Source organism: Arthrobacter sp. NPDC055138 (assembly GCF_053607305.1).
The window spans coordinates 905,787-930,961 of the sequence record NZ_JBSGTH010000001.1 but is presented as its reverse complement, the minus strand read 5'-3'; the positions used below and the strand labels follow the sequence as shown (position 1 = coordinate 930,961).

Annotated in this window: 21 protein-coding genes and 1 pseudogene; 6 read left to right on the top strand and 16 right to left on the bottom strand. The window is 67.5% G+C overall.

Features of this window, described 5'->3' with window-relative positions; all coding sequences use genetic code 11:
- Window positions 1-27 precede the first annotated feature (27 nt).
- From ACWF5H_RS04475 to ssd, 7 genes are all read right to left on the bottom strand, one after another.
- Complete coding sequence (locus ACWF5H_RS04475; protein WP_452035096.1) at window positions 28-471, bottom strand: Rv3654c family TadE-like protein; 444 nt, start codon at window positions 469-471, stop codon at window positions 28-30.
- A complete protein-coding gene (locus tag ACWF5H_RS04470; protein ID WP_452035095.1) occupies window positions 461-904 on the bottom strand; it encodes a TadE family type IV pilus minor pilin in 444 nt (147 codons plus the stop codon). Before ACWF5H_RS04470 ends, ACWF5H_RS04475 begins: the two co-directional genes overlap by 11 nt.
- Before the next feature lie 3 nt (window positions 905-907).
- The gene (locus ACWF5H_RS04465) at window positions 908-1,237 is read right to left on the bottom strand and encodes a DUF4244 domain-containing protein (protein WP_452035093.1); all 330 of its coding nucleotides are present in this window, start codon (window positions 1,235-1,237) and stop codon (window positions 908-910) included.
- 127 nt (window positions 1,238-1,364) lie between these two features.
- Window positions 1,365-1,922 carry a type II secretion system F family protein gene (locus tag ACWF5H_RS04460; RefSeq protein WP_452035092.1) on the bottom strand — a complete coding sequence of 186 codons (558 nt, stop codon included), beginning with the start codon at window positions 1,920-1,922 and terminating at the stop codon, window positions 1,365-1,367.
- Complete coding sequence (locus tag ACWF5H_RS04455) at window positions 1,919-2,737, bottom strand: type II secretion system F family protein (protein ID WP_452035091.1); 819 nt, start codon at window positions 2,735-2,737, stop codon at window positions 1,919-1,921. Before ACWF5H_RS04455 ends, ACWF5H_RS04460 begins: the two co-directional genes overlap by 4 nt.
- Window positions 2,734-3,972 (bottom strand): TadA family conjugal transfer-associated ATPase, encoded by a 1,239-nt coding sequence (locus ACWF5H_RS04450; protein ID WP_452035090.1) that lies wholly within the window; start codon window positions 3,970-3,972, stop codon window positions 2,734-2,736. The genes ACWF5H_RS04455 and ACWF5H_RS04450 overlap by 4 nt, the downstream gene beginning before the upstream one ends.
- On the bottom strand, window positions 3,915-5,021 hold the full coding sequence (gene ssd / locus ACWF5H_RS04445) for a septum site-determining protein Ssd (protein WP_452035089.1): 1,107 nt from the start codon (window positions 5,019-5,021) through the stop codon (window positions 3,915-3,917). The genes ACWF5H_RS04450 and ssd overlap by 58 nt, the downstream gene beginning before the upstream one ends.
- A 142-nt stretch (window positions 5,022-5,163) precedes the next feature.
- Here ssd and ACWF5H_RS04440 point away from each other — a divergent pair.
- Window positions 5,164-6,838, top strand: a pseudogene (locus ACWF5H_RS04440) (bifunctional 3'-5' exonuclease/DNA polymerase).
- A gap of 1,779 nt (window positions 6,839-8,617) precedes the next feature.
- On the opposite strand, the gene ACWF5H_RS04435 reads toward ACWF5H_RS04440, so the two are convergent.
- Genes ACWF5H_RS04435 through ACWF5H_RS04425 form a run of 3 tightly spaced genes read right to left on the bottom strand, consistent with a single transcriptional unit; the run spans window position 8,618 to window position 11,719 of the window.
- Window positions 8,618-9,322, bottom strand: a complete 705-nt coding sequence (locus ACWF5H_RS04435) for an NUDIX hydrolase (protein ID WP_452035088.1) — start codon at window positions 9,320-9,322, stop codon at window positions 8,618-8,620.
- A gap of 2 nt (window positions 9,323-9,324) precedes the next feature.
- Complete coding sequence (nth, locus tag ACWF5H_RS04430; RefSeq protein ID WP_452035087.1) at window positions 9,325-10,146, bottom strand: endonuclease III; 822 nt, start codon at window positions 10,144-10,146, stop codon at window positions 9,325-9,327.
- Window positions 10,133-11,719 (bottom strand): hypothetical protein, encoded by a 1,587-nt coding sequence (locus tag ACWF5H_RS04425; RefSeq protein ID WP_452035086.1) that lies wholly within the window; start codon window positions 11,717-11,719, stop codon window positions 10,133-10,135. The genes nth and ACWF5H_RS04425 overlap by 14 nt, the downstream gene beginning before the upstream one ends.
- A 289-nt stretch (window positions 11,720-12,008) precedes the next feature.
- Between ACWF5H_RS04425 and acs the strand changes: the two genes are divergently transcribed.
- Both acs and aroQ read left to right on the top strand, forming a co-directional pair.
- The gene (gene acs / locus ACWF5H_RS04420; RefSeq protein WP_452035085.1) at window positions 12,009-13,988 is read left to right on the top strand and encodes an acetate--CoA ligase; all 1,980 of its coding nucleotides are present in this window, start codon (window positions 12,009-12,011) and stop codon (window positions 13,986-13,988) included.
- Window positions 13,989-14,121: 133 nt separating this feature from the next.
- Entirely contained in the window at window positions 14,122-14,574 is a 453-nt protein-coding gene (gene aroQ / locus ACWF5H_RS04415; RefSeq protein ID WP_364643711.1) for a type II 3-dehydroquinate dehydratase, read from the top strand.
- 10 nt (window positions 14,575-14,584) lie between these two features.
- Here the strand turns inward: aroQ and ACWF5H_RS04410 are convergent, their stop codons facing one another.
- On the bottom strand, window positions 14,585-15,769 hold the full coding sequence (locus ACWF5H_RS04410; protein WP_452035356.1) for a MarP family serine protease: 1,185 nt from the start codon (window positions 15,767-15,769) through the stop codon (window positions 14,585-14,587).
- A 252-nt stretch (window positions 15,770-16,021) separates the two neighbouring features.
- On the opposite strand from ACWF5H_RS04410, the gene ACWF5H_RS04405 reads away from it, so the two are divergent.
- The gene (locus tag ACWF5H_RS04405) at window positions 16,022-16,699 is read left to right on the top strand and encodes a Crp/Fnr family transcriptional regulator (protein ID WP_127512919.1); all 678 of its coding nucleotides are present in this window, start codon (window positions 16,022-16,024) and stop codon (window positions 16,697-16,699) included.
- Between the two features lie 88 nt (window positions 16,700-16,787).
- On the opposite strand, the gene ACWF5H_RS04400 is transcribed toward ACWF5H_RS04405, so the two are convergent.
- From ACWF5H_RS04400 to ACWF5H_RS04390, 3 genes are read right to left on the bottom strand one after another with little or no spacing between them, the layout of a single operon-like run.
- On the bottom strand, window positions 16,788-17,720 hold the full coding sequence (locus ACWF5H_RS04400; RefSeq protein ID WP_452035083.1) for an NUDIX hydrolase: 933 nt from the start codon (window positions 17,718-17,720) through the stop codon (window positions 16,788-16,790).
- On the bottom strand, window positions 17,704-18,198 hold the full coding sequence (locus tag ACWF5H_RS04395) for a RidA family protein (protein ID WP_364643705.1): 495 nt from the start codon (window positions 18,196-18,198) through the stop codon (window positions 17,704-17,706). The genes ACWF5H_RS04400 and ACWF5H_RS04395 overlap by 17 nt, the downstream gene beginning before the upstream one ends.
- A gap of 2 nt (window positions 18,199-18,200) precedes the next feature.
- Window positions 18,201-18,356 (bottom strand): DUF4177 domain-containing protein, encoded by a 156-nt coding sequence (locus ACWF5H_RS04390; protein ID WP_127512922.1) that lies wholly within the window; start codon window positions 18,354-18,356, stop codon window positions 18,201-18,203.
- A gap of 37 nt (window positions 18,357-18,393) precedes the next feature.
- Here ACWF5H_RS04390 and ACWF5H_RS04385 point away from each other — a divergent pair, with 37 nt between their 5' ends.
- Together ACWF5H_RS04385 and ACWF5H_RS04380 are read left to right on the top strand one after the other, a co-directional pair.
- Window positions 18,394-20,649: a transglycosylase domain-containing protein gene (locus ACWF5H_RS04385; protein WP_452035081.1), complete on the top strand. Its 2,256-nt coding sequence runs from the start codon at window positions 18,394-18,396 to the stop codon at window positions 20,647-20,649.
- A 2-nt stretch (window positions 20,650-20,651) separates the two neighbouring features.
- The gene (locus ACWF5H_RS04380) at window positions 20,652-21,638 is read left to right on the top strand and encodes a metallophosphoesterase (protein ID WP_452035080.1); all 987 of its coding nucleotides are present in this window, start codon (window positions 20,652-20,654) and stop codon (window positions 21,636-21,638) included.
- 102 nt (window positions 21,639-21,740) lie between these two features.
- Here the strand turns inward: ACWF5H_RS04380 and ACWF5H_RS04375 are convergent, their stop codons facing one another.
- On the bottom strand, window positions 21,741-23,621 hold the full coding sequence (locus ACWF5H_RS04375; RefSeq protein ID WP_452035079.1) for a DUF222 domain-containing protein: 1,881 nt from the start codon (window positions 23,619-23,621) through the stop codon (window positions 21,741-21,743).
- 186 nt (window positions 23,622-23,807) lie between these two features.
- Window positions 23,808-24,866: a hypothetical protein gene (locus ACWF5H_RS04370; protein WP_452035078.1), complete on the bottom strand. Its 1,059-nt coding sequence runs from the start codon at window positions 24,864-24,866 to the stop codon at window positions 23,808-23,810.
- Window positions 24,867-25,175 lie beyond the last annotated feature (309 nt).

The following is a 25,175-nucleotide window of genomic DNA, read 5'->3' as shown; positions in this document are numbered from 1 at the left end:
AACTGCTGCCGGACTGCCGCCGATCGTCTATGTCTCCGGCGGCGGTCCCGCCCGTGCCCGGCCTTCGGCATGCGTCCACTCCCCGTTGATCCATCCGAAGACGTCGGGCAGCGCGGTCCGGGAACGCACGTCGATCACAACACCGCCGGGTCCCGAACGGCTGCACGCGGACAGCTCGGCATCCTGCTTGCCTGCTACTTCCGCGGCAAGAGTGCAGGGGTCGCCAGCCAACAGCCCGCGGGCTGCATCGGCGCCGGCCAAGGCAGCCAGGTCCGCCGCCTTGCCGGCCCGCGCCGATGCAATTCCCGCTTGCAGCACCGAGGCAACCACGGCGAGCATCAGGCACAGCAGCAGCACTAGTCCGACTGCGAGAACCGTTCCGGCCCCGCGGTCCTCCTGATGCAGGCAGGGTGGGCCGGCGGCCGGACGGCGTAACACCGCCCGGGCAGCTGGACGCTCGCTAGCCGTCACCGCTGCCTGCTCCCGCCGGATCCGCAGCGCCGCCGCCCAGCTCGGCCGGACCGGTGGCTTCGGCGGCCAGCGTCCAGCCGCCGAGCTCCGGCCAGGGGCCGGGCACCGACGCGGTGACCCGGACGGTCACCCAACCGCCGCTGCTGTCCGCCGCCACCGCAGCACCCTCGCCTGCAATCGAGAGGACGGTGCGGGCGGCTGCCGCCTCCGTCTCGCCGCGACCCAGTTGGCGGACCGCCGCCTGCGCCGCCTTCTCCAGATTCAGCTGGGCTGCCCCGGCTGCCGCCCCCGCTAGCAGGAAGGCCAGTACAACGATGACCGCCGGCAAGGCGACGGCGAATTCAGCCGTGACGCTGCCGCGTTCACCGGCGCACCGGCCGTTGGCGGTCGCACCGTACCTGGAGCGAAAGACTGGTCCGCAGCGGCTCGGCATCTGTCAGACCGCCGTGAGCGCCAGTTCCACCAGGCCCGTGAGCATGCCGCGGACTTCGCCGCTACGCAGGATCAGGACCAAGAGACCGGCGAATGCTACGGCAGCCAGCGTTGCGATGGCGTACTCGGCGGTAGCCATACCTGCTTCGGATCCGCTCAGCTGGCGCCAACTCCTCCGGTCCCGGGCGCCCTGTCCCCCGCCGGGAAACGCAATCACCTCCGCCAGATTCTCGGGTTCATCATGGTCTGCTTCGGGTCCTTCAGTCGGCGCCGGGCTCAGCGGCAGGCGGTTCGGGGTGGTCCGGTCCCGCCAATTAGCCAGTGACAATGACATGTTTTCCTCCTGGATGTGACCGCCGGATTGCGGTTATTCGAGCTTCTCGGACATGGCCTTGAACCCGGCAGGGCCGATCTGCTGCTGGTGCACAACATGCGGCCTCGGCTGCACTGTGGAGGAATGCTTAGACTCGGGGCACGAGGGCGACCAGCACCGGCACAACTCCCAGCGCGATGAAAGAGGGCAGGGCACACAGGCCCAGCGGGAGGACGAGTTTTGTGCCAAGCGCAGCCGCGCGCTGCTGTTCTTCCTGCCGACGGCGCCGGCGCAGCTGGTCAGCTTGGGCAAAGAGCACCGCTGCAGACGGAGCGCCCGTGGCCGCACCGAAGCGTAGTGAGTCGCGGAGCAGGTCCAGCCCGCTTCCCCGTCCCCCGAGCGCCCAGGCCTCCTGCCAGTCCACGCCCAGCAACAGCGCCGAGGCGACCCGTTGCAAAGCTGTTTGCTGCGGTCCGCGAGCGATGGCAGCAAGGGCAGCCACGGCATGCGGCAGGGACAAACCCGCGGCCAGCATGGCTCCCAGCAGGTCCAGCTGCAGCGCCGGATCTTCGGGTGCTTCGTTCTCACCCTCACCCCCACGGCCTGTTTTCGTGTGCCGTCTGGCAGTTGGACCCGCTCCGGACAGTGCCGGCCACAGCAACAAGGCGGCGCCGAAGAGCAGTGCGCCCGTCAGGACCGGGATCACAGGGCATCCGGTCCTGCGGCCCGGCGGACAAGGTCGCGCGACCAGAGGCGTGCACCAATCATCAGCATTGCCCCGCTGACGAGGACCGGCCACCCCGACGCCGACAGCAGCAGCGTGCCGACGGGGTCGGCTCCCATGGCGGTTCCGAGGCCGAGCCCCAGCAGCGGCAGCCAGCCGAGCAGGGTGGCCGTCGCCTTCGGTCCCGCTAGCGCGGTCCGGCGCCCTGCCCTGCCATCTAGCCGGTCCTGCAGGTGCCGTGCATAGTTCTCCAACAGCAGCGCCAGCGGCGCCCCGGTCCTTTCGGACACCTCCCAGCAGGAGGCCAGATCCCGCCACATGCGTTCCGCTGCTGCGGCGGCGGCAGCGTCCACCCGCCCGCCGCGGGCCGGCTGCGGCCGGCGCAGGACCGGCCCGATACCCAGTCCCAGTTCCGCGGCTTGGGCCGCCGCCTGAAGACTGGGCAGCAACAGCGCCTCCCCTTCCGCCGGCGCACCGGGCGCTGGTCCCGTCAGGTCCGGTTTTCGGCTGCCCGGCGGATCCCCAGTAAGGGGTCCCGGTACGGCGTAGACCGCGAGCATGTCCGGCCACAGCTGGGCCGGAGCACGTCCCGAACGCAGCAGCGCAGCCAGCTGCCGCACGAACAGCGGCAGCTGGTCCACTTGCGCCGCTGCGATCTGTTGCCTCCTGCCGTTGCTGAATGCCCGCCCCCGGGTGCCCCCGGGGCCTTCGCCCTTGTCCGGTGGGCCGGTCTGCCTCCACGGCACCAACAGCAGGCAGGCGGTCGCCGTCAGCAGGAAAATGAAAAGCCCGGTCATGGGAACAACCGTCCGCGGAGCTCGTCCCAGCCATGGCCATGCCTCACGCCGGCTCCGGCTCCGGCTCCGGCTCCGGCTGCAGTCAAAGCCATGATGGTGTGCAAACGTCCGGCATCAGTGGTCTGCAGCAGGCAGACCTCCTGCACGCAACGTCCTGCCTCCGTCCGCTGCATCGAGATCACCAGGTCCAGTGCGCTGGCGGCCTGCAGCGCAATCGCGTCGGCGTTCATCCCTGCGAGCGCCCCCATGGCAGCCAGCCGGGCCGGCACGGCTGCCGCCGAATTCGCGTGGATCGTGCCCCCGGCACCGGCGTGGCCGGTGTTCATCGCCGCCAGAAATTCCCGGACTTCCGCGCCTCGGCACTCTCCGACCACCAGCCGGTCCGGGCGCATGCGCAGGGCCTGCCGGACCAGCTCCGCCATGCCGACCGACCCGGTGCCCTCGACATTGCTGGTCCGGCTCTGCAGGCCCACCACATGCGGGTGCCCCGGATTCAGTTCGGCAGCGTCCTCGACCAAGACCATCCGTTCCTGCGGGGAAACGCTGCCCAGCATGGCCGCCAGCATCGTGGTCTTGCCGGATCCGGTTGCTCCACAGATCAGGAAATTCAGGCGCTGGATCACGATGGCTTCAAGGTAAGGCTGCCACTGCGGGGCGGACACGAGCAGTTCCGAAAGCGTGAAGCGGCGCGGCCGGTGGAGACGGATCGACAGCAGTGTGCCGCCGGTGGAAACCGGCGGCAGCACGGCATGGACCCGGTAGCCCGCGAGGTGTACATCCGCGCACGGATTTCCGTCGTCGAGCCTGCGACCGCCGGCCGCAACCAAACGTACGGCCAGTGCCCGCACGTCCGCATCGCTGCCGAAAGCGACTTCGGCCCGACGCAGGCCTCCGTCGCCGTCGGTCCAGACGTCGTGCGGGCCGTTCACCAGAATGTCCGTCACCTGGGCATCGGCCAGCTGCTGCAGGGGCCCGAGCCCGCGCAACTCCGCGGTCAGGGAATCGACCGCCTGCAGCGTGCCGGCAGTTCCCAACAGCCGTCCGCTCGACTGGACCGCCGCCGCCAGTCGTACCCCCGTCACCGGCGACGGGTCCGACAACACTGCGCTGCGGAAGGGTTCCAGGCTGATCCCGGGGGTCCCGACCGGTGCTGCCCGGCGCCCCCGACCAACGCCGTTCAAGGCCGCCGCCCCGATGTGTGTCCGATTTCCAGCCGCTCCAGCAAGCTGGCGCACAACGACCGGATCCGCCGGTTGGAGGCGAACTCCGGCAGCCGTCCGTCGCGCTGGCCCGCCGGCACAGCCCGAAGATGCGGCAGATACCCGGCCAGCGGCGCACCCAGCCCATCGGCAATGAGTTGTTCGTCGGTCCCCGCCGGCAACGGCCCCCTGACCACCACATGGACAGTGGCGCCGGTGCCTGCTGCGGCCCTGACCGCAGACGCGGCGGCCCGGCGGGAGCGGCAGTCTGCTCTGGTCAGCACAACGATGTCGTCTGCCGGCGGCCCAACCTCACGCCCGGTCCGCAGCCGTCCGGCGTCGATCACCACCAAAGCAAAAGCGCCCGAGGCGGCTGCCATGACCGCCGCGGCAGTTTCGACCGCCGGTATCTCCGGCAGGTTTGCTTCCCCGGTCCCCGGCCAGGACAGCAGCGAGAAGCCGGCGATCGCGGGCAGCGACGCCGCCAGTTGCACCGGGTTCACCGTCCCCTGCACCTCCGCCAAATCCGGCCAGACCAGTCCAGGAACATCGGCGGCACCCAGCGCCGAGGAGAGTCCGCCGCCCAGCGGGTCCCCGTCCACCAGCACCGTGGCCGTTCCGGACTGTGCCGCCGTGGCGGCCAACCATCCGGCCAGCGCCGACGTCCCCACTCCGCCGCTGGCCCCGTGCACGGCAACCAGCTTCCCTGCGGTTTCCCGCCGCCAGGTCCGGCTCAAGTATTCGGCCAGCCACGCCGCGCCGTCGGGCAGCACTGCGACCCGGCCCGCACCGGTTGAGGCCGCCAGGTCCCAGAGTGCGGGCGCCTCATCGATGAAGCCGACCACGATGACTTCCGCAGTGGTCCGCGGTACCCGGGCATAGCCGGTTCCCAGCAGCACCGGGGTGGCTCCGGCAGCGGTCACCGGCGCGTCCCTCGAGGGCTCGGCGCGAAGTGCCAGCCCCGCCGCCGCAGCAATGCGGGCGATTTCATCACGCAACCGGTCTGTCCCGCCCAGGAGCACGACGTCGGTCGCTTCCGCCGGTCTCCAGGGCATCCGTTCGTTGACCGTGTGGTGTCTTGGCATGCTCCGATCCTTCCGTGAGCCGGCAGGTGCCGGACCGGAGCGCCGGCCGATGTGTACGGCGGCGGCCTGCCGTGCCTATGTGGAGGACAGGTCAGGGGAGAATTGAGGCGTGTACATCGTCCTGGCCTCCGCAGCTCGGAACATTCCCGTGCCCGCAGGGACGGAACCCGAAGCCTATCTGCAGCGCACCGACGCGCAGGGCACACCCGCCGGGCCACCCGCCGTCGTGCCCGCCGGAAAACTGGCAGAGACGGTCCGCGGCTTGGATGCAGAGGCACCTCGCTGGGTGTTCGAATCCACCCGCGACGCTTATCTGCCGCTGCTCGCCGCCGGGTCGGGCGTGGACCGGAGCCACGATCTAACGTTGGTCCGCAGCATCCTGGCGCTGTCCGTCTACGCCCCGGATACCGAATACATCCGCGCGCTCCGGGAGGAGCCGGTGGCGCACCAGGATGATGAACTCCCCCGCCACCTGCCGCCGCTGCAGCAGTCCCCGGATCAGTTCACTCTCTTCGACGAGCCACGAGCCACCGGGACGGCGTTGGAAGACATAGTGGCCGAATTGCAGGACCAGCTGGCCGCTGTCGCTGCCTCGCCGCAGCGCGCTCGGCTGCAGCTGCTGCTGGCGGCCGAATCAGCCGGCGCTTTGATCGCTACCGAAATGGAGCACTCCGGCGTGCCGTGGAACGAGGACATCCACCTCGGCATCCTGTCTACCCACTTGGGTGAGCGGCCGAGGGAAGGCCAGCGGCCGGAAAAGCTGGAGGATCTCGCCGCCAAACTCGGCCAGGGAGTTGGCCAATCCCAGCTTCAGCCCGGACTCCCCGCAGCAGCTCATCCGTGCCCTGCACCGGGCCGGCATCGAGGTCAAGACCACCAGTTCCTGGGAACTGAAGGAGCATTCCCATCCCGCAATCGAACCGCTGCTGCAGTACCGCAAGCTCTCCCGGCTGTTCACGACGAACGGCTGGGCGTGGCTCGATGCCTGGGTCCGGGACGGCCGATTCAGGACCGAGTACGTCGTGGGCGGCGTGGTCACCGGGCGTTGGGCGTCGCGCGGCGGCGGTGCCCTGCAGATACCCGGCCAGATCAGGGATGCCGTCCGTCCCGATCCCGGCCGCAAGCTCCTGGTCGCCGACGCAGCTCAATTGGAACCCCGGGTGTTGGCCGCACTGGCACGAGACTCCGCGTTGGCCGCGGCGGGGCGGGGTAAAGACCTCTACCAGGGCATTGCCGACGCGGGCTTCGCCGGTGAGCGGGCCAAGGCCAAGATCGCTATGCTGGGTGCCATGTACGGGGCGACCACCGGTGAATCCGGCCGGCTGATGCCCCAGCTCACACGCACTTATCCGCAGGCCATCGCGGTGGTCGAACGTGCGGCCCGGGCCGGCGAAGCTGGCCAGGTGGTCAGCAGTTACCTTGGCCGCAGCTGCCCTCCGCCGTCCGACCGGTGGCTGGCCTCGCAACGAACCACCACAGCGGAAGAGCAACGACGGGCCGATGGATTGGCCCGCAGCCGCGGCCGCTTCACCCGCAACTTCGTGGTGCAGTCCACCGCTGCGGAGTGGGCACTGTGCTGGCTGGCTGAATTACGACGCCGGTTGCGCGCCTGCGCTGCCGAGGGCACCTTTGTGGGGGACATGGTCTTCTTCCTGCACGACGAAGTCATGCTGCATGTCTACGAAGACCGGGCGGACATCGCCCGCCGGCTGGTCGAAGAATCGGCCGCGGCGGCCACCCGCCTGGTCTTCGGCCGGATCCCCGTGGAGTTCCCGGTCAGCGTTGCCGTCGTGGATTCCTACGCCGACGCCAAGTAAATCCTCCGGACCGCTCGGGGTGGAAGGTTATCCACAACGCGGACCTTTGCCATGGCCGGTCTCCTCCTCACACCGTAGCGTTGTGCCCCTCGGCGGCGCGGCTGCCGGTCGGCGGCGCTGGAGGAGGGATGCCGATGGGAGTGCTCGCCATTGATACAGCCGCCTTGGAGCAGTCCGCAGCGGCAGCGGGAACGGCGGCCACGGGCTACGAGGACGTGCGGGAATCGGCAAACGGGCGGTTGGGCGCGGGCGCCGGAATGTCGGGATGGGAGGCCGATGCTTCATTGTGGGGACAGGCCTACGACCGGGACGCAGCGCTCCTGCTGCGCGGGGTTGAAGGACTTGCCGGCGCCTACGGCCGGCTCCGCTGCTCCACGCAGTGCGCCGCGGCGCTCTACCGGTTCGCGGAACAAGCAGCCACGGGATCCCCGGCAGCCTTCGAACAACCGGCTCCCCCGCACGGCCAGCGCTGTCTTCCCCTGCCGGCGTCAGCCGTTGGTGGCACGTTTCCGCTGCTTCCGGAACTAGGCCAGCTGATCGCCGACGCCGCCGGGGTGCAGTGGCCGTCCGGCGACGCCGCCGCGGTGCGAGGCATTGCCGGCGTCTGGCAGGAGATCGGCCGGGAGACCAGGACACATGCGGCCGCCGCAGAAGGAGCGGCGACGCGCGCGCTGTCGGGCCTTCGCGGGACGGATGTGCTGCTGCTCCTCGAGGCACACGGCGAACTCATGAGCTGCGCGTCCATGGTGGCGGACGGTTGTGACGCCCTCGCCGAGGGATGCAATGACTATGCCGGGGCGGTGGAACTGGCGCATCGCCAACTGGTTGAGGAGGCCACCGCGTTCACCCGCGACGTCGCCCTGACGCTGGGCGTGAGTCTGGCGCTGGCGCCGGTCAGCGCGGGCCTCTCGGTCTTTATTTCCGGTGCCGCCGGTGCTGCGCGGCTAGCTGCAGCGGCCTCCATTTTCCGTTCGGTGGTCGGCGCGCTGGGGGCTGCGTGCGCGAGGGCCGCGGGAACCAGTGCCGCGGCGATGGCACGGATCGCCGCCGCGTCACACCGTCTGCGCGGGATCGCGGCTTCCTCCACCGCTATCGCAGCCCGCGGGGTTGTCATGGCCTCCACCCGCGCAAAGCTGGCCTTGGCCTCCCCGAACATGGCGGCGGCCCGGGCGCTGGCGCGCCGCCACGGAGACTCCGTCCTCGGCGTGTTGGCCGCCGGACCGGAAAGCCTGGTCCTGCAGCTTGCTGGCCAGACCGCCCAACGTCGGCTCACGGCGCACCTGGCGCCGCGGCTCTTCTCCCCGCTGCCCGCTGTGAACCCTGTGACTTCCGTCCTCAGGCCGGGCAGGTTGGTGCCGTTCGTTTTCTCCGTTTTCACGGCCTATAACTGGGCACAGCGGGCAGACAGCGCGTGGACGCTGTCGTCGAAGGATTCCTGGTTGAATCAAGTCCTGGGCGGCGGCCGTGCCGTGCCGCCGGCACGGGACAATCACTCGCCAGCGCCGCGGCCCGGACCCGCGCCAACCTCACCGCGTCCGGAACCCGCGTCAACTCCGGCACCACACCCCGGACCCGCGCCAGCCCGGGCACCTCGCCCGGGGACCCTACCCTCACCTGTGCCGCAGCCCAGACGCACGCCGCTGCCTCGTACAGAGGCCACTGCCGGACCAGCGGATCCCTTCCGGTCGTCCGCCGGCCCTACTCCGCGGCCAGTCGCGCCACCCGCGACGACTCCCCCGCCCCGCCCGGAACCGCCCACGCTAGGTGTCCGGGATATCGTCAGTCGTCTTCCGGGAGCGGAGCGACCGGGGCCGGGATCTCTTGGGAGGTGTCCCATGCCAAAGTCCAGCCCAGATCATCAAAAAGATGGCTCAGCAGGATCGCGGTAAAGCCCCAAACCACCACTCCGTGGACCAGGAATGCCGGACTGCGGAAGATCTGGCCGCGGCGCCGGAGCACCGACATGCGCCGGTTGGCAGGATCCAGCAGGTCCGCGACCGGAACCCGGAAGACCTGTGCGGACTCGGCGAAATCCACCACTGCCACCGGCGAGGGAGAAGCCCACCAGGCAAGGACCGGAGTGACCAGAAAGTTGCTGACCGACAGCGGGATGTCCGGCAGGACTCCCAGAACCTCGACCCCGGCGGCGTCCAGCCCGGTTTCCTCCACCGCTTCCCGCACCGCAGCGGCGACGGGGCCGTCGTCCTCGGGATCAATGGAACCACCGGGAAAGGCCACCTGGCCGGGATGCGAAGAAAGATTGGCGGCCCGCTCCACGAAGAGCACGTCAAGGTCATCCGGGACGGCGGACTCGTGAAAGTGGCCCGGCGCATCGTCAAGGGCACCGAAGAGCAGGAGCACCGCTGCCGGTCTGACCGCTTCCGCGTCCAAGGCGACGTCGTACCACCGCTCGCGTTCACGGACGGAGAGCCGCTGTTCCATCGGCAGCTCCATCAGCCGCTGCAGATCCTTTTTGGCGCTCACGGTCAGGCTCCCAGCGGATAGCCTGCGGCGCGGAGGTCCCGGCGGGTCTCACCGGCCATCATCCGGGCCAGGAGTTCTTCACGTCCTGGGGCCAGCTCGTACTTCAGCAGTTTGCGTGCCTTCTCCGGATCAACTTCCCCTTCGCCATAGGCCGGACACCATTGCGCCACCGGGCAGGCGCCGCAGGCCGGTTTGCGGGCGTGGCACACGCGGCGGCCGTGAAAGACCACGTGGTGCGAAAGCATGGTCCAGTCCTTGGGGTCGAACAGCTCCGCCACATCGAATTCCACCTTGACGGCATCGGTAGAATCGGTCCAGCCGAAACGGCGCGACAACCTGAGGAAGTGCGTGTCCACGGTGATGCCCGGGATGCCAAAGGCATTGCCCAGCACCACGTTGGCGGTCTTGCGTCCTACGCCGGCGAGCTTGACCAGGTCATCCAGCTTGCCCGGGACCTCGCCGTCAAACTCATCGACGATCTGGCCGGCCATCTTGAGCAAGCTCTGGCTCTTGGCACGGAAGAACCCGGTGGGCTTGATCAGTTCCTGCAGTTCCGTCTCGTCTGCCTCGGCGAGCGCGCGGGCGTCAGGATAGCGAGCGAAGAGCACCGGTGTGGTCATGTTGACCCGGACATCGGTGGTCTGCGCGGACAAGATGGTGGCCACCAGCAGCTCGAAGGGAGTGCTGAAATCGAGCTCGGCCACCGCATAGGGGTAGTGTTCGGCGAGTTCCTTGTTGATCCGCCGGGCCCGGCGCTTGCGTGCCAACAGCGATTCTTCAGTCTTGCGCCGGCGGGTTGCCGGCGCCTTGTCAGGCGCGCTCAATGTTCGTCAGGTCCCTGAGGACCCCCACCCTGCCGTCCGTGTGCTGGACCAGGAACTCGTCCCCGCGGTCCTGCAGCGCCAGGATCCATGACCCCGGCTCGACAGTGAACATGACCTGCCCGGTGTTCTCGTCCAGGACCGGTCGGGTGCGTCCGACGGCAAACCAGAAGGCTTCGTACTCTTCCTCGGCTTCCTCGTAGGGTTCACGCGTGGCGCTGATCGGAGACGACGCGGAGGCAGCCTCAGCCGCGGTGCGGCCGGCGGAGTTCGATGCGACGGACGGCATGGCCGCGGTCGCCGCTTCCGGGACGGCGTCGGCACGAGTCGCGCCGGTCCGGGCCGCGGCCGGCTCGGCGGCGGTAGCCCCGCCGGCACCGGCCGGCCCGGCAGCAGCCCCGCCGGCACCGGCCGGCTCGGCAGCGGCCCCGCCAACCGCTCCGCCGAGCGGGACGGCCGTTTCCGCCTGCGGGTCGCCGCCGCGGGACTGGGCCCCGTCGTTGTCCCGCGCCTGGGCCTCGGCGCCGCCCGCTCCGGTCGGCTCCGGGATCCGCTGGCCGTCGGAGGACGGGGTAGGGCTGCCCACCACCGTTTTGGCGGAGTACCCCACATCGCGGGCAACGCCGCCCGCCGCGAGGGCACCGGCCCGTGTGGTCGACGAACCGCTCGAGTCCTCGGTTACCGGGATGCCTACGGCCTCCCCGTCTGCGGCGCCCGGCGCAACGGAATCGTCGGTTTCAAGTTCTGTGGCCTGCTGCACGGAGGCCGGGCTGGCAGCGGTTTCCCGCCCCGTGGTGTGCGTCGAGGCGTCTATATCTGATGTCGACGCTTGTGTTGCGTGGGCAGCTGCGGCAGCACCGGCCACACCGGCGGCTCCGTTGCCGGACGGCGCGGCAAACTGGCCGGTGGACGGCTGTTGCGCGCCGCTTTGGTCCCAGCCCGCTGCTGCCTGGGCTGCGGAGCCATAGACACCGGTTGCGCCGGCCGAAACAGTTTGATGCTGGCCGGCAGAGTCCGACCCGTACTCGGCTGCCGCGACGCCCGGGCGCTGCGCGGCAGGCTGCGGCGCCTTCGGCCTGGGTGCGGCCGGAACGGCATCGCGCGCCACGGGGTGGGCCGGCGTCTCGGGGCGCCCCACAAAATCTGCGGCCAATTGCGGGATCCATCGTGCACAGACGGTCCCGGCGAAGAGCACCAGCGCGCCGATGAACCCAATGATTCCGCTGACGCTGTAGACCGTGACAATGGTCAGGAAGTAGAAGGCCAACGCCAGAGATGCCACCACGGAGGCAAACTGGTCAACGGACAAGGATCCGATCCGCAGCGGCGTCTGCGGCGCCAAACGGCGCACCACAAAGAGCACCAGCACCACGGCAGGCAGCAGGATGCCAAGCGCCAGCTGGAACAGTCCCGCCGAGTTCCACAGGTTCACACCGATGCCGCGGAGCACTTCCAGCGGCAGCACTGAGGAGAGAAACAGCAGGATGACGCCGATGCCCACCACCAGGTCTCGCGCGGTGAAGGGCCCGGCCACCGCAGTTCCTGCAGTGCCGTGGGTCTGGGAGCTCTGTGACATCGTCGATCCTCCGGGTCGTTGCGGTTGCAGAGCGGGCCCAGCCCACCGTGCAACGTTCTGGCGCTGGTCTCAGCGTAGTCAAGGAACCCACCCTTCACTAGCCGGATCACCGCCGTCGAACGCACTTGCTGGTGCCGCTCGGCGCAGATTTGAGACCTTTTGCATCGAGCATTGTGACGGTCGACACTGCGGAAGGCGCACAAAGGATTAGGCTGAAAAGCAGCAGATGCGCCCGGCAGACCAAAGCCGGTGCACGCCAACGACCACAGCAAAACGAAGGGGCCTTCATATGTCTGAAGCCAACGGAACGCATACTTCCACCGCCGCCGGCGATGCTTTGGAGAATCTGCTCCAAGAGAACCGTAAGTTTGCGCCCAGCGCTGAATTCGCCGAGGCAGCGGTGGCCAAGCCGGGTGTCTATGCGGAGGCCGAGGCTGACCGGCCGGCTTTCTGGGCCAAGCAGGCCCGCGACGTACTGTCTTGGGACACCGACTTCACTCAGGCCTTGGACTGGTCCGAGGCGCCCTTCGCCAAGTGGTTTGTCGGCGGCGAGTTGAACGCGGCCTACAACGCATTGGACCGGCACGTGGAGAACGGACTGGGTGACCGGGTAGCCATCCATTTCGAGGGTGAACCCGGCGACACCCGAACCTACACCTACGCGCAGTTGACCGAGGAAGTGAAGAAGGCCGCGAACGCGTTCGAGTCCCTCGGCGTGTCCAAGGGCGACCGTGTCGCCGTCTACCTGCCGATGATCCCCGAAGCGGTGATCACCATGCTCGCCTGCGCCAGGATCGGCGCCGTGCATTCAGTGGTCTTCGGCGGCTTCTCCGCCGATGCGCTGCGTTCCCGGATCGACGACGCCGAGGCGAAGCTGGTGGTGACCGCAGACGGCACCTGGCGCCGCGGCAAACCCTCCGCGCTGAAGCCGGCCGTGGACGAGGCACTCTCCGCCCCCGGCCACACCGTCTCGAACGTGGTGGTGGTCAAGCGCAACGGCGAACCGGTGGACTGGCACGAAGGCCGCGACCAGTGGTGGGAAGACACCGTGCAGACCGCATCCGCGGAACACACCCCCGTGCCGCACGACGCAGAGCACCCGCTGTTCATCCTCTACACCTCCGGCACCACCGGCAAGCCCAAGGGCATCCTGCACACCACCGGTGGCTACCTCACCCAGGCTGCCTACACGCACAAGGTTGTCTTCGACCTGAAACCGGAAACCGACGTCTTCTGGTGCACTGCGGACATCGGCTGGGTCACCGGCCACTCCTACGTCACCTATGCCCCGCTGATCAACGGCGGCACCCAGGTCATGTACGAGGGCACCCCCGATTCCCCGCACCAGGGCCGCTGGTGGGAGATCGTGGAGAAGTACAAGGTCTCCATCCTCTACACCGCGCCGACCGCAATCCGCACCATGATGAAGTGGGGCGACCACATCCCCGCCAAGTACGACCTGTCCTCCATCCGCGTGCTCGGATCCGTGGGCGAGCCCATCAACCCCGAAGCCTGGATGTGGTACCGGCGCGTCATCGGCGGCGACAAGGCCCCCATCGTGGACACCTGGTGGCAGACCGAGACCGGCGCACACATGATCGCCCCGCTGCCCGGCGTCACCGCCACCAAGCCCGGCTCCGCCCAGGTCGCCGTGCCCGGCATCGCCGTGGACGTGGTGGACGAACTCGGCGCCTCCGTCCCGGACGGCCACGGCGGTTACCTGGTGATCCGTGAGCCGTGGCCGGCCATGTTGCGCGGCATCTGGGGCGACCCGGAACGATTCAAGGAAACCTACTGGTCCCGGTTCGAGAACATGTACTTCGCCGGCGACGGCGCCAAGAAGGACGACGACGGCGACATCTGGCTGCTCGGCCGGGTGGACGACGTCATGAATGTCTCCGGCCACCGGCTCTCCACCACCGAGATCGAATCAGCCCTCGTTTCCCACCCTGCGGTTGCCGAAGCCGCCGTCGTCGGAGCGAAGGACGAAACCACCGGCGAAGCCGTCGTGGCCTTCGTCATCCTGCGCGGCGATGCGGCGGAAGACCCGGACGTCGTCGCCACGCTGCGCAACCACGTGGGCAAGGAGATCGGTCCGATCGCGAAGCCGCGCACCATCCTGGTGGTGCCGGAACTGCCCAAGACCCGCTCCGGCAAGATCATGCGCAGGCTGCTCAAGGACGTGGCCGAAGGACGCGAAGTCGGCGACGCCACCACCCTGGCCGACAACACCGTCATGCAGCAGATCGCCGCGTCGCTGAAAGGCTGACGCCAGCCCCCGGCAACGCGCCGGGGGCTGCCCGCTGACTGTCCCGGCGGGAAGCCCCCGGCGTGCCTGCGCTCGGCCCGGCCACGCGTAACAGGAGACCTCGCCTGCGGCGGGATTGAGGCATAGTAAGGGCATGACTGCAGACACTCCCGGATCCCGCCGCCTTCTGGTCCTGAACGGACCGAACCTGAACCTGCTCGGCACGCGCGAGCCACAGGTGTACGGCACCGCAACACTGGCGGACGTGGAGAAACTCGCCACCGAGGCCGCAACGGCGCATGGCTGGAGCACCGAGTGCGTGCAGTCCAATCACGAAGGTGCGCTGATCGATGCGGTCCACGCTGCCCGGGACACAGCCGATGCGATCATCATCAACCCGGGCGGGTACAGCCATACCTCCGTGGCCCTCCGCGACGCGCTCTCCGGTGTGGCACTGCCGGTGGTGGAAGTTCACATCACCAACATCCACAAGCGCGAACAGTTCCGCCACCACTCCTACATTTCCGGCGTGGCCGACGCCGTGATAGCGGGCGCCGGAATTGCCGGTTACCGGCTGGCGGTCGAATACCTCGCCGAGGTCCTCTAGCGGATAGGCCCTAGCGGGTCACGCACTGGCCGGCGGAGATGGTCTCCTGGTAGCCAGGTGCCGCGTCCACAACCGGCTGGACCTCTTCCAGCGTCAGCGCATAACCCACCGGCACGTTCTGGGTGGACTTCGCGAACACCACACCGGCAACATTGCCGTCGGCGTCCAGCAGCGGGCCGCCCGAGTTGCCTTGCTTCACGTCCGCGGCCAGCGTGTACACCTGAAGCGAGGACGGGTCCGCACCGTAGATGTTCTGGACCAGCACCTGGGACCGGCCTTGGACGGTGGCGGGGTTGCTCTGGAAAGGGCCACCGGCAGGATAGCCCTGGAAGGCAGCGAAGTCGCCTTCGGACAGTTCGCCGCCCAATGGCAGCGGCCGAACGTTCAAGTCGTCCACGGCCAGCACCGCCAGGTCGCGCACCGCGTCGAAGAACACCACTCGGCCGGGCAGCACCCGTCCGTCCGGGATCTCCACTACTGGTTCATTGACGCCGGCCACTACGTGCGCGTTGGTCATCACCCGGTTCGGCGCCACCGCAAAGCCCGAACCCGTCTGGTTCTGTCCGCATTGGAAGGCGGTTCCGGCGATCCGGAGCACCGAGGCCGATGCCTGGTTCAGCGCCGCGGTGTCCGTACTGGTGTCGGGGACCTGCGCCGGTTCCCGCGGTGCCTGCGGATCGAGCACCAGCGGGATGCCGTCGGCCACCACGGCGGAACGCACCTGGGCAGCCCAGGCTTTCACAGGATTCGGGGTGAGGTGCTCGATGGTCGCGATCACCTTGGACCCAGCGATCTGCTGGGAAATGAAGGGCACGCCCATGGTGCCCAGGCTGAACGCCAGCATGGACATCACCAGCGCGGTCACGCCCAGGTTCATGGCACCGCCCAGCAAACGGTCCACCGGCCGCAGCGGCGGGAAGTCCATCCGCCGTCGGATGCCGGCGCCGATTCCGGATCCGAGGGCATGTCCCAAGACCACCAACAACACCGCCACGGCGATGGTTGCAGCCAGCCGCCATCCGCTGTCAGGCACCCACTGGCTGACCAGCGGGATCGCGAAGAAGGCAGCCACGGCGCCGGCGACGATGCCGATGATGCCGCCGAGCGTGACCACGAACCCCTTGCGCAGGCCTGAAATCAGGTAGGACAGGAGGATCAGAAGCAGGACGATGTCCAGAATGGTCAGGCCGAAAATCACACATTCTCCGTAGCGGTCGGATGTGCACTAGTCTAAGCCGTTCACCTGTGGGAATTATTCAGCCGGTCTGGCCGTTGAGCACTCCGGTAGATCCTGCGCGGCCCACGATGCCGCCGGTTTTCCCGTCCTCTGGGAGCGAAAAGCCTTGTGGAAGATGTCACAAACGCTTTACATACGGCAAAATGGAAGCCAGTGCCCCCACGGGAGAGCAGCCTGACAGACGCCGAACAGTACTAAATTGGAGAATTCATGGACGTAGAGATCCTTCGCCGCGCACCTCTTTTTGCCACCCTTGACGACGACGTGTTTGCAGCGCTGACCGACGAGTTGACCGAGGTCGACCTGTCCCGCGGCGCTTCGGTGTTCCGCGAAGGTGACCAAGGCGACCAGCTCTATTTCATCGTCTCCGGCAAGATCAAGCTGGGCCGCACTGCCAACGACGGCCGCGAAAACCTGGTGGCCATCCTGGGCCCGGGCGAACTCTTTGGCGAAATGGCCCTGTTCGACCCGAGCCCGCGCAGCACTTCGGCAACGGCTGTCTCCGAAACCCGTCTGGCCGGCCTGAAGAACGAGAACCTGCGCGGCTTGCTGGAGACCCGTCCGGAAGTCTCGGCGCAGCTGCTGCAGGCCTTGGCCCGCCGCCTCCGCCGCACCAATGACTCGTTGGCCGATCTTGTCTTCTCCGACGTTCCGGGCCGTGTGGCCAAGGCTCTGCTGGACCTGGCCGACCGCTTCGGCCGCCCGGCCACGGACGGCATCCTGGTGGCGCACGAGCTGACCCAGGAAGAGCTGGCCCAGCTGGTGGGAGCCTCCCGCGAAACCGTGAACAAGGCCCTGGCCGAGTTCGTCCAGCGCGGCTGGCTGCGCCTGGAAGCACGCGCCGTGGTCATCCTGGACATCCAGCGTCTGCGCCAGCGTTCCCGCTGATTTTCCAATAAAAAAAGTACGACGGCGGGGGCTCACCATGAGGTGGGCCCCCGCCGTCGTACTTCCTGCGTGGTGTTGGACAGTTCGCTCAGCGACCCCGCTGAACGGCCCCGCCCTCGGCAGCAGCGCTGGCCACAACCTGCAGCATGGGCACGCCATCCACCAGCACCAGCTCCGGGTGGTAGACCCGCTGCGGACGCTTGTGCGAGAGGTAGGCAATGCAGCCGCGGGCCGACGCGATCTTCTCGACGATGATCTCTACCGCCGGCGAGGTCGCCTCGCTGAAGGTCAGTCCCCGGGTGTCCGGCTGGTCCACCAGATCGCCCAACGCCGTGGTGTCCCGCCCCGCCATCAGCTCCTGCGCCGACAGCCAGGCGGCCCACACACCCTTGCTTTCCAGCAGCGACGGCCGTTGGTTGGCGGGCTGGGCGGCAGCGAAATAGCGCGTATCGAAGCGGCGGTGGGCGAAATCCGGGCTCAGCCAGTTGGACAGCGGCTTGAGCAAATCAGTGCGCACGCCCAGCCCACGCCGGGAAAGTGCCTCGGCGAATGTCTTTTCCTGTCCGGCCACGGCCTCGCGGGTACGCATCCAGTCGGCGCCGGAGGTCGATTCCGGCAGGCTGGACTCGTCCGGGCCGGCCAGCAGCACGCCGGTTTCCTCGAACAGCTCGCGGATGGCGGCCACCACATGGCCCTGGGCAACCCGATGGTCGTCGAGCCCCATCGACTCGGCCCACTTGGCCGGCGACGGCCCGAACCAGGTAACCGGCTCACCGTCGGCATCTTCCACGCTTCCGCCGGGAAACGCCACAGTGCCCAACGGAGAGGATCCGGAGCGGTAACCGAGGTAGGTTTCCGTGCCGGCTGCCCCATCCCGGACCAGGACCACGGAGGACGCCAAGCGCGGCTTCCGCGGTGAGCGTTCCCCGTGCTCGAACCAACTGTGGGCCGCCCCCAGCTGGTCCGGAGCCACTGGGAACAGCCGCTGCTCCTCGCGAAGCGGACTAGCTGAATTCGGCAATCAGTTCTACCTCAACCGGCGAATCCAACGGCAGCACTGCCACGCCGACGGCGGAGCGCGCGTGGGCGCCGGCGTCGCCGAGGACTTGTCCAAGCAGCTCGGATGCCCCGTTGATCACGCCGGGCTGGCCGGTGAAAGCGGGATCGGACGCGACGAAACCCACAACCTTCACGATCCGCGTGATCCGGTCCAAGTCTCCGATGACGCTCTTGACCGCTGCCAGCGCATTCACCGCGGCGGTCGCAGCCAGTTTCTTGGCCTCCTCGGCGCTGACTAGGCCGGCGCCATCGCCCACCTTGCCCGCAGCCGGCAGTTCTCCCTTGATAAACGGCAGCTGCCCGGAGGTGTAGACGTAGTTTCCGGTGACTACCGCCGGCACGTAGGCGGCCACCGGGGCTGCGACCTCCGGTACGGAAAGGCCCAGGCCGGCGAGCCGCTCTTCGACGGCGGACATCCGGGCTTCGGTCGTTCCGCTCATGGCTACTGCTTCTCCCTCTTCAAATAGGCCACCGGGTTGGTCCCGTTCGGGCCCGGGAACACCTGGACGAGCTCCCAGCCGTCGTCGCCCCACTGGTCAAGAATCTGCTTGGTCGCGTGGATAATGAGCGGAATTGTCGCGTATTCCCATTTGGTCATGAATGAAAGCCTAGCGCTTGCTTGTAAAGTGGACCCCATGGCCGCTCGCAAATCCCCTTTCTTCGACACTGCGACCACCCTCGGCAAGATCGTTGGCTTCCTGGGTATCAGTGCGCTCTGTGGCGTGCTCGCCGCGGGACTGCTGGTCCCGGCCGCTGCCGTAGCCGGTGTCGGAGCAACCTCCTCGATCGAGTACTTCGACCAGTTGCCGGACGAACTGCAGACGCAGCCGCTGTCCCAGCCGTCGCGGATCCTGTCCTCCGACGGCAAACTGATCGCTACGTTCTACGCCGAAAACCGCGTCCCGGTCAGTCTGGACAAGGTTTCCCCGCATATGCAGAACGCCATCACCTCGATCGAGGACGTGCGCTTCTTCGAGCACAACGGCGTGGACCCGCAGGGCATCATGCGCGCAGCTGTGACCAACTTGGCGGGCGGCGATCTGCAGGGAGCGTCCACCCTGACCATGCAGTACGTGAACAACGTGCTCATCGACGCCGGCGCGTCCGAGGGCAAGGGCGCCGACGAGCTGACCATCAGCGGCACCAAGGACATTGGCGACAAGCTCCGCGAGGCCAAGCTGGCCATCGCCGTCGAAAAGGAATTCAGCAAGGAAGAGATCCTGCAGGGCTACCTGAACATTGTGCTGTTCAGCGGCCAGGTGTACGGGATCGAAGCCGCTGCCAAAACCTTCTTCGGCGTCTCCGCCGCGAAGCTGACCATTCCGCAGTCGGCCATGCTGGCCGGCATGGTGCAGTCGCCGAACTACTTCAACCCGGTGAACAACCCGGAGGCCACGCTGGAGCGGCGCAACACCGTGCTGGCGGCCATGCTCAGCGCCGGCAAGATCACGAAGGCGGAATACGACGAAGCCGTTGCCACCGACTTGGACCTCAATCTCAAGCCCGTCCGTTCCGGCTGTGTGGCGGCCAACTTCGCCGATTACTTCTGCAGCTACGTCCAGCACGCGATCATGCAGTCGGACGCCTTCGGGAAGGACTCCACCGAACGCGCCAAGCTGCTGGCCCGCGGCGGCCTGACCATCAAGACCACGCTCGACTCCCGCCTCCAGAAGGAAGCCCAGAAGCAGATCGAGCAGGAAGTCCCGAAGGGCGATAAGTCCGGTGTTGGTTCTTCCATGGTGTCGGTCGAGCCGGGCACCGGCAAGATCCTGATGATGGCGCAGAACACCAAATACAGCCCCGAAGACGGGGCGGCAAACACGGAGCTGAATTACAACGTTGACGCTGACATGGGCGGCGGCAACGGCTGGCAGCCCGGCTCCACGATGAAGCCCTACACCACCGTCGCCTGGCTGGAAGCGGGCAAGGCGCTCAATGCATCGGTCGATGCGCGCCGCACCATGTACCCGGCCCAGTACAACTGGCAGGCCAGCTGCCTGCCGCCGGACGCGTGGTTCAGCGAGTGGGACTTCCAGAACGCCCTGCCCGGCTACGAGCGCAGCATGACCGCCAGCCAGGGCCTGACCTGGTCGATCAACTCCGCCACCGCCGCGATGGCCGCGCAGTTGGACCTGTGCGACATTCAGGACGCGGCGACCCGCCTCGGGGTACGCACGGCGACGGACAAAGAGCCGATCAGCATCGAGCACCCGTCCTTCATCATCGGCACCACCAACGTTTCGCCGATGACGATGGCCGCCTCGTTCGCGGCCTTCGCCAATGAAGGTGTGTACTGCAAGCCGATCGCGCTGGCCTCCGTCAAGGACGCCGCGGGCAACAAGTACAAGGTCCCGAAGAAGTCCTGTGACCGGGCGATCTCCAAAGACGTCGCCGCTGCCATCAGCGTCCCGCTGGAAAACCTGGTCAACCTGCGGCTCGGAGGCATCCACCCGATCGGTGTTCCCTCCGCAGCCAAGACCGGCACCACGGACAAGTCCGAGTACACCTGGACCGTGGGCTACACCAAGGGCATCTCCACCGCTTCCTGGGTGGGCAACCCGCACGCTTATAAGTCGATCAACAACATCCCGATTAACGGCGTGACCCGCAGCTATGTTGACGGCGCGACCATCGCCGGCGGCCAGTGGACCGACTACATGGAGAAGGTCGCGGGCTTGTACAAGACCGGTGGCTTCGGCTCCGCACCCAGCAGCATGCTCTATCCGCCGCAGCCCAAGAAGGTCGAGACCGACAACAAGCGGGACTCGGATTCCGGCGATAACGACGGCGGCGGTGACTCCGACAACGACTCCGGCGGCTCGGACAACGGCAACGGCGGCGGCTCCGACAACGGTGGCGGGAATGGAAACCGTAACGGGAACGACGACTGACCGTGGACGCTAACGCGCTGCGAGCACGGCTCCGCACCGCAGGCAAGCTGGCCCTTGGGGCTGCTGCCGCGGGCGGGGCCGCGCTCGTTTACGGCTCAGTCATTGAGCGCAACCTCTTCGGGCTCCGTGAAGAAACCCTGCCCATCCTGCCGGCCGGGCAGCGGCCGTTGAAGATCCTGCACCTGGCTGACATCCATATGTCTCCCGGGCAGTCGCTCAAACAGAAGTGGCTGCGGCGACTGGTTGCCCTGGAACCTGACCTGGTGGTCAACACCGGCGACAACCTCAGCCACCGCCAAGCCGTGAAGCCCCTGCTGGACTCGTTGGCTCCGCTGATGGACGTGCCGGGGGTATTCGTTCCCGGTTCCAACGACTACTACGCCCCGGTGATGAAAAACCCGCTCTCCTACCTCACCGGGCCGTCGAAACAGCCCGAGGACTACGGTTCCCGGGAGCTGCCGTGGCGCGAAATGCACGCCGCTTTCGGCACCGCCGGTTGGATCGATTTGACCAACCGGAACCAGTCGTTGGTGGTGGGCCGAGTCCGCTTGGACTTCACCGGCGTGGACGATCCGCACTTACAGCGGGACCGGTACGTGGGCTTTCCCAACGGGTCCAGCTCCGCAGACAGTGCAGCCCATCTGCGCATCGCCGTGACCCACGCACCGTACCAGCGTGTGCTGGACCAGTTCACCGCCGGGAACGCCGATTTGATCTTGGCTGGACATACCCACGGAGGCCAAGTCTGCCTGCCCGGTTACGGGGCCTTGATCAGCAACTGCGATCTGCCGACCTGGCGCGCCCGCGGCCTGACCTACTGGGATCATCAAGGGCGCAGCGTCCCGTTGAACGTCTCCGCAGGTTTGGGAACGTCCCGGCTGGCTCCGATCCGGTTCGCATGCCGCCCGGAAGCAGTGCTGCTGACGCTGACACCTTCTCCATCCGCCACCGCCAGTGAAGCCCCCGCCGGAGGGCTCAGGCTCGGCTAAAGGTGCAGCCTGCAGCAGAATAGAGCAATAGCTGCCGGTTCGAGAATGCACGGCCTGACCGGTACAAGAACGCACAGCCTTTCAGATTGGCGCCGCCCGGATTCACCTCACCGTGCGGCTTGCTCCCGTGGCCGTCCCGTTCGTGGCCCGTGGCGGAGCGGCCGGAATCTGGGTTTGCCAGTAGGCGTTTCGCAGTGGTTTGCGGCGCGGATCGATGTAGTTCGGTGGAGTGAACCAGGGGATGCCTTCGAGGACGTTGATTACCCAGTTGCCTTGCTCGATCAGGTCGTGGTGCAGGCCGCAGAGGCAGACTCCGTTGTTGACGTCGGTCCGGCCGCCGGCCCACCAGGGCACAATGTGGTGTGCCTCGGTCCACAGAGCCGGCATGCTGCAGCCGGGGAAGGCACAGCCTTTGTCCCGCGCTATCAGCGCCTTGCGGATCGCCCGGCTGAAAAAGCGTTGGGCTCTGCCCAGATCCAAAACCTCACCCTTGGAACCGAGGACCGCGGGAATGATTTCGGCGTCACAGGCCATCCGGCGCACCGTTTTAGCCGAGAGCGACCCGTTGTAGACGGCGCTGCCGCCGCCCGCGACCAGCCCGGCGAGTTGTTCATAACCGCTGGTAACGATCATCTGCGTGCGCAGCCCGCCGGCGTCGGGAAGCTTGTCAACGTTCAGGGCAATACGGCAGGCACCGATCAGGCCGGCCAGAAGCTTCTGCGCCCGGGTGAACTGATCAAGACCCGTTAGGACCACGGGATCCGCCTCCTCGGGAGCCATCCCTTCGGAGTCAGCGCCTTCTGGGACCTCGCCCTCGGGCCCCCTGCCTTCGGAATCGTGGCCCTCATCGCCGGCTCCTTCTGCGAGGGTGCCGGCGCCTCCGGATGCGGTACCGCGAGTGCCTTCAACCTTGGAGGCGCCCGATAGCTCATCTTCTGGTGCAGCGGCGGCAGCTGGTTCTTCACATTCTGTGGCTGTGTGTGCGGCTGAGCCTGCGTCCCCGTTGTCTGTTCTAGTGGCGCCGGTTTCATCGATAGCTGCCTGACCCGGGTTGATTGCTGCCGCTTCGATGGCTTCCGGGCGGATGCGGGGGTTCGCGGCGCTGTTCATCACCGTGGCCAGGAGTTCGTACTGGTCGTCAGTGGTGTTGATGACGAACTGGTGCAAGCCCCGCCGTCGTCCGCGGTAGAACATGCCCTGCCGTGCCCGCAGCTCCTCTTCGGACGGTTCGGCGCCGTCCTGGTCCACGGCCGTTTCCCAAGTTTTGGCGACCATCCCCAGCGTGTCAGCGTCGCTTTCAATGGCCTGGGTGACCAGCGAGGCTTCCATTGCCTCCAACGTGCCGCGATCAGCGGCGTGACTGGCCCGGCCGAGGGAATCGGCAATGACGGCCGCGGCTTGGCCGCTGACGTCCCCACGGGCCATGGCTTCTGCCAGTACGGGCAGATCTGGTGCACCGGCCTCGCCGCCCAGCGTGACCCGGGCGCTCACGGCCTTGCCTACTCGCAGCCGCCGGCGTGCTTCGACGATGCCGATCCCCAGCCGCGAGCGCAGGTACTCGGCATTATTCCGGAATTCGGTCTTGCGGCGACGCTGCGGCTTCTCCGGCCCAGGGACGTCAGAGCCGCCGGCGCCAGCAGGGCTCCCGGAGGGCTCTCCTCCGCCCGCGGTGATGGCTGCAGCCGGATTGGCCCACTCCCCCGCGCTCCCCGGGGCGCAATCATCGGCGAAGGCTGCCGCGTGTGCGGTGGATTCCCCGTCGGCGGCGAGGTCAGCGCACTCCACGGCATGCGCACCCGCCGCCTGCAGGTATTCCAAGGTCTTCGAAACGTCCTCGACCGCCGCTACTCTGTTGGCCAGATCCCGGTTGGACAGCATCGGCGCTTCCGCCACAAAGCGGTCAGCAATGTCTTGCAGCACGGCGCGCACCTCGGCCAGAGACGTGTCCGTCTCCTCGGTCGGGTCCATCACTGCAAGCGCCATACCACGATTTTATTCGCACGTGTCTTCGACCCCTAGCGATACTCCGCAATGTGTAGGAGTAGTCGGCGCCGGCATTACCCTCGTGCGCAGAGGCGCGCCACCGGCCGCTCACCAAAGCAGTTCCAGAAAGCTGACGAGGGGCCGCGGGTCGGGCGGCGGCCGGCTATTTTCTTGAGTGGCCGACCGTCAGAACCCGGATGTCGCCCCCCACTGGTCTGCGTCGACGGCGGCCAGATTGCGGATCAGGACGATCAGCCATGCGAAGACCAGAGAGGACGCAATAAGCTCCACCGCGGTGAGGTTGTAGTAGGCAAAGGGGAAGTACATCAATACGGCGAAGCCGATAACCGCCAGGAAAAGCCATCCCAGCGAGGTGAAAGCCGCTGGGATCGCGGGGACGAGGGACCGGATGCGGACGACGAGGGTCCCAAACACGACCATCATGCCCGAGGCGGCGATGGTGTGAAGGACGAAGAGCTCATCGACGGGCAGCAGTCCCACGCAGGCGAGGAGCACGCCGATCAGGACGATGCCTCCTTCCAGCAGGCGCACCCGGCGGCGGGCGGGCGCGGTGTCCGCCGTCGTCTTGAGGGTCTTCGTCGCGTATCCGGCGAGAGTGGTGACCACGACGCCTGCGACGATCAGCGTGACGTTGAACGCCGCCCCGGAGACATCGGAGCTCGCGCCGAGGGCGCTGAGGTGTTCCTGCCACCACTGGGGGTCTTCTGCGGTGAGCATGCTCGTGAGTACACCGGTGACGAGGAAGACGGCAAGGAGCCCGGCGAGCCGGTATGCGTTCATGGTGATTGCCGAGAGGTAGGCGATGTACACACTGATGGCTCCAGTGGTTCCGACAATGATTGCACCGGCCAGCGGGTACAGGACGGCCCCCACGAACGCCCGCTGGAAAAGGGAGAACAGTGCCAGCCAGCTGAGCAGGAAGATGCTGGCATGGGCCAGCGCGAGCGCGGCGATGTCAATGATCCTGCGCGTCCGTCCCTCCGCGGGAGCCGGCGGGAGGTCAGGCTCCGGACGTTGCAGGGAACCGGCCACCACAGCGGCAAAGCCGAGGAATGCTGTCCCCAGCGCAGCGATGTCGCCCACGGAGCCCCGCCCTGACAGGGGCACGGGTTCCCGGCCGATGAGCAGGACTGCGACCCCGCCGAGGATCAGGAATCCCGCGCTGCCGACGAGGAGGGCTCGCGACTCGGCCGTGGCAGCAGCGTGCTTTTTCAGGGCGGACATCGCTCACTTCGCTTCGCCTGGGCGTGGTCCTTCCGGGTACCTTCAACGCTAGAACTATCCCCCCGCCTGGTGCCGTCACCCGGAAGGGATGAAACAGCCGTGCCCGCGCCTCCCCTCAGGCTCGAGATCCCTCTCCCCTTAGCTGCCTGCAGGGTGTTGAATGGACGCATTTCTTGCTTTTTTTGCTGCTGTCCGTTGGATCATGAGTGCCCGCTCCCCGGCTCAACCGTCCTGCGGACGGCCGCGCAGCGGGTGCCTTGCGCTCGGCGCTTCGCTTATTTCCTCGCGCAACCCAGGGGGTCCCGCAGC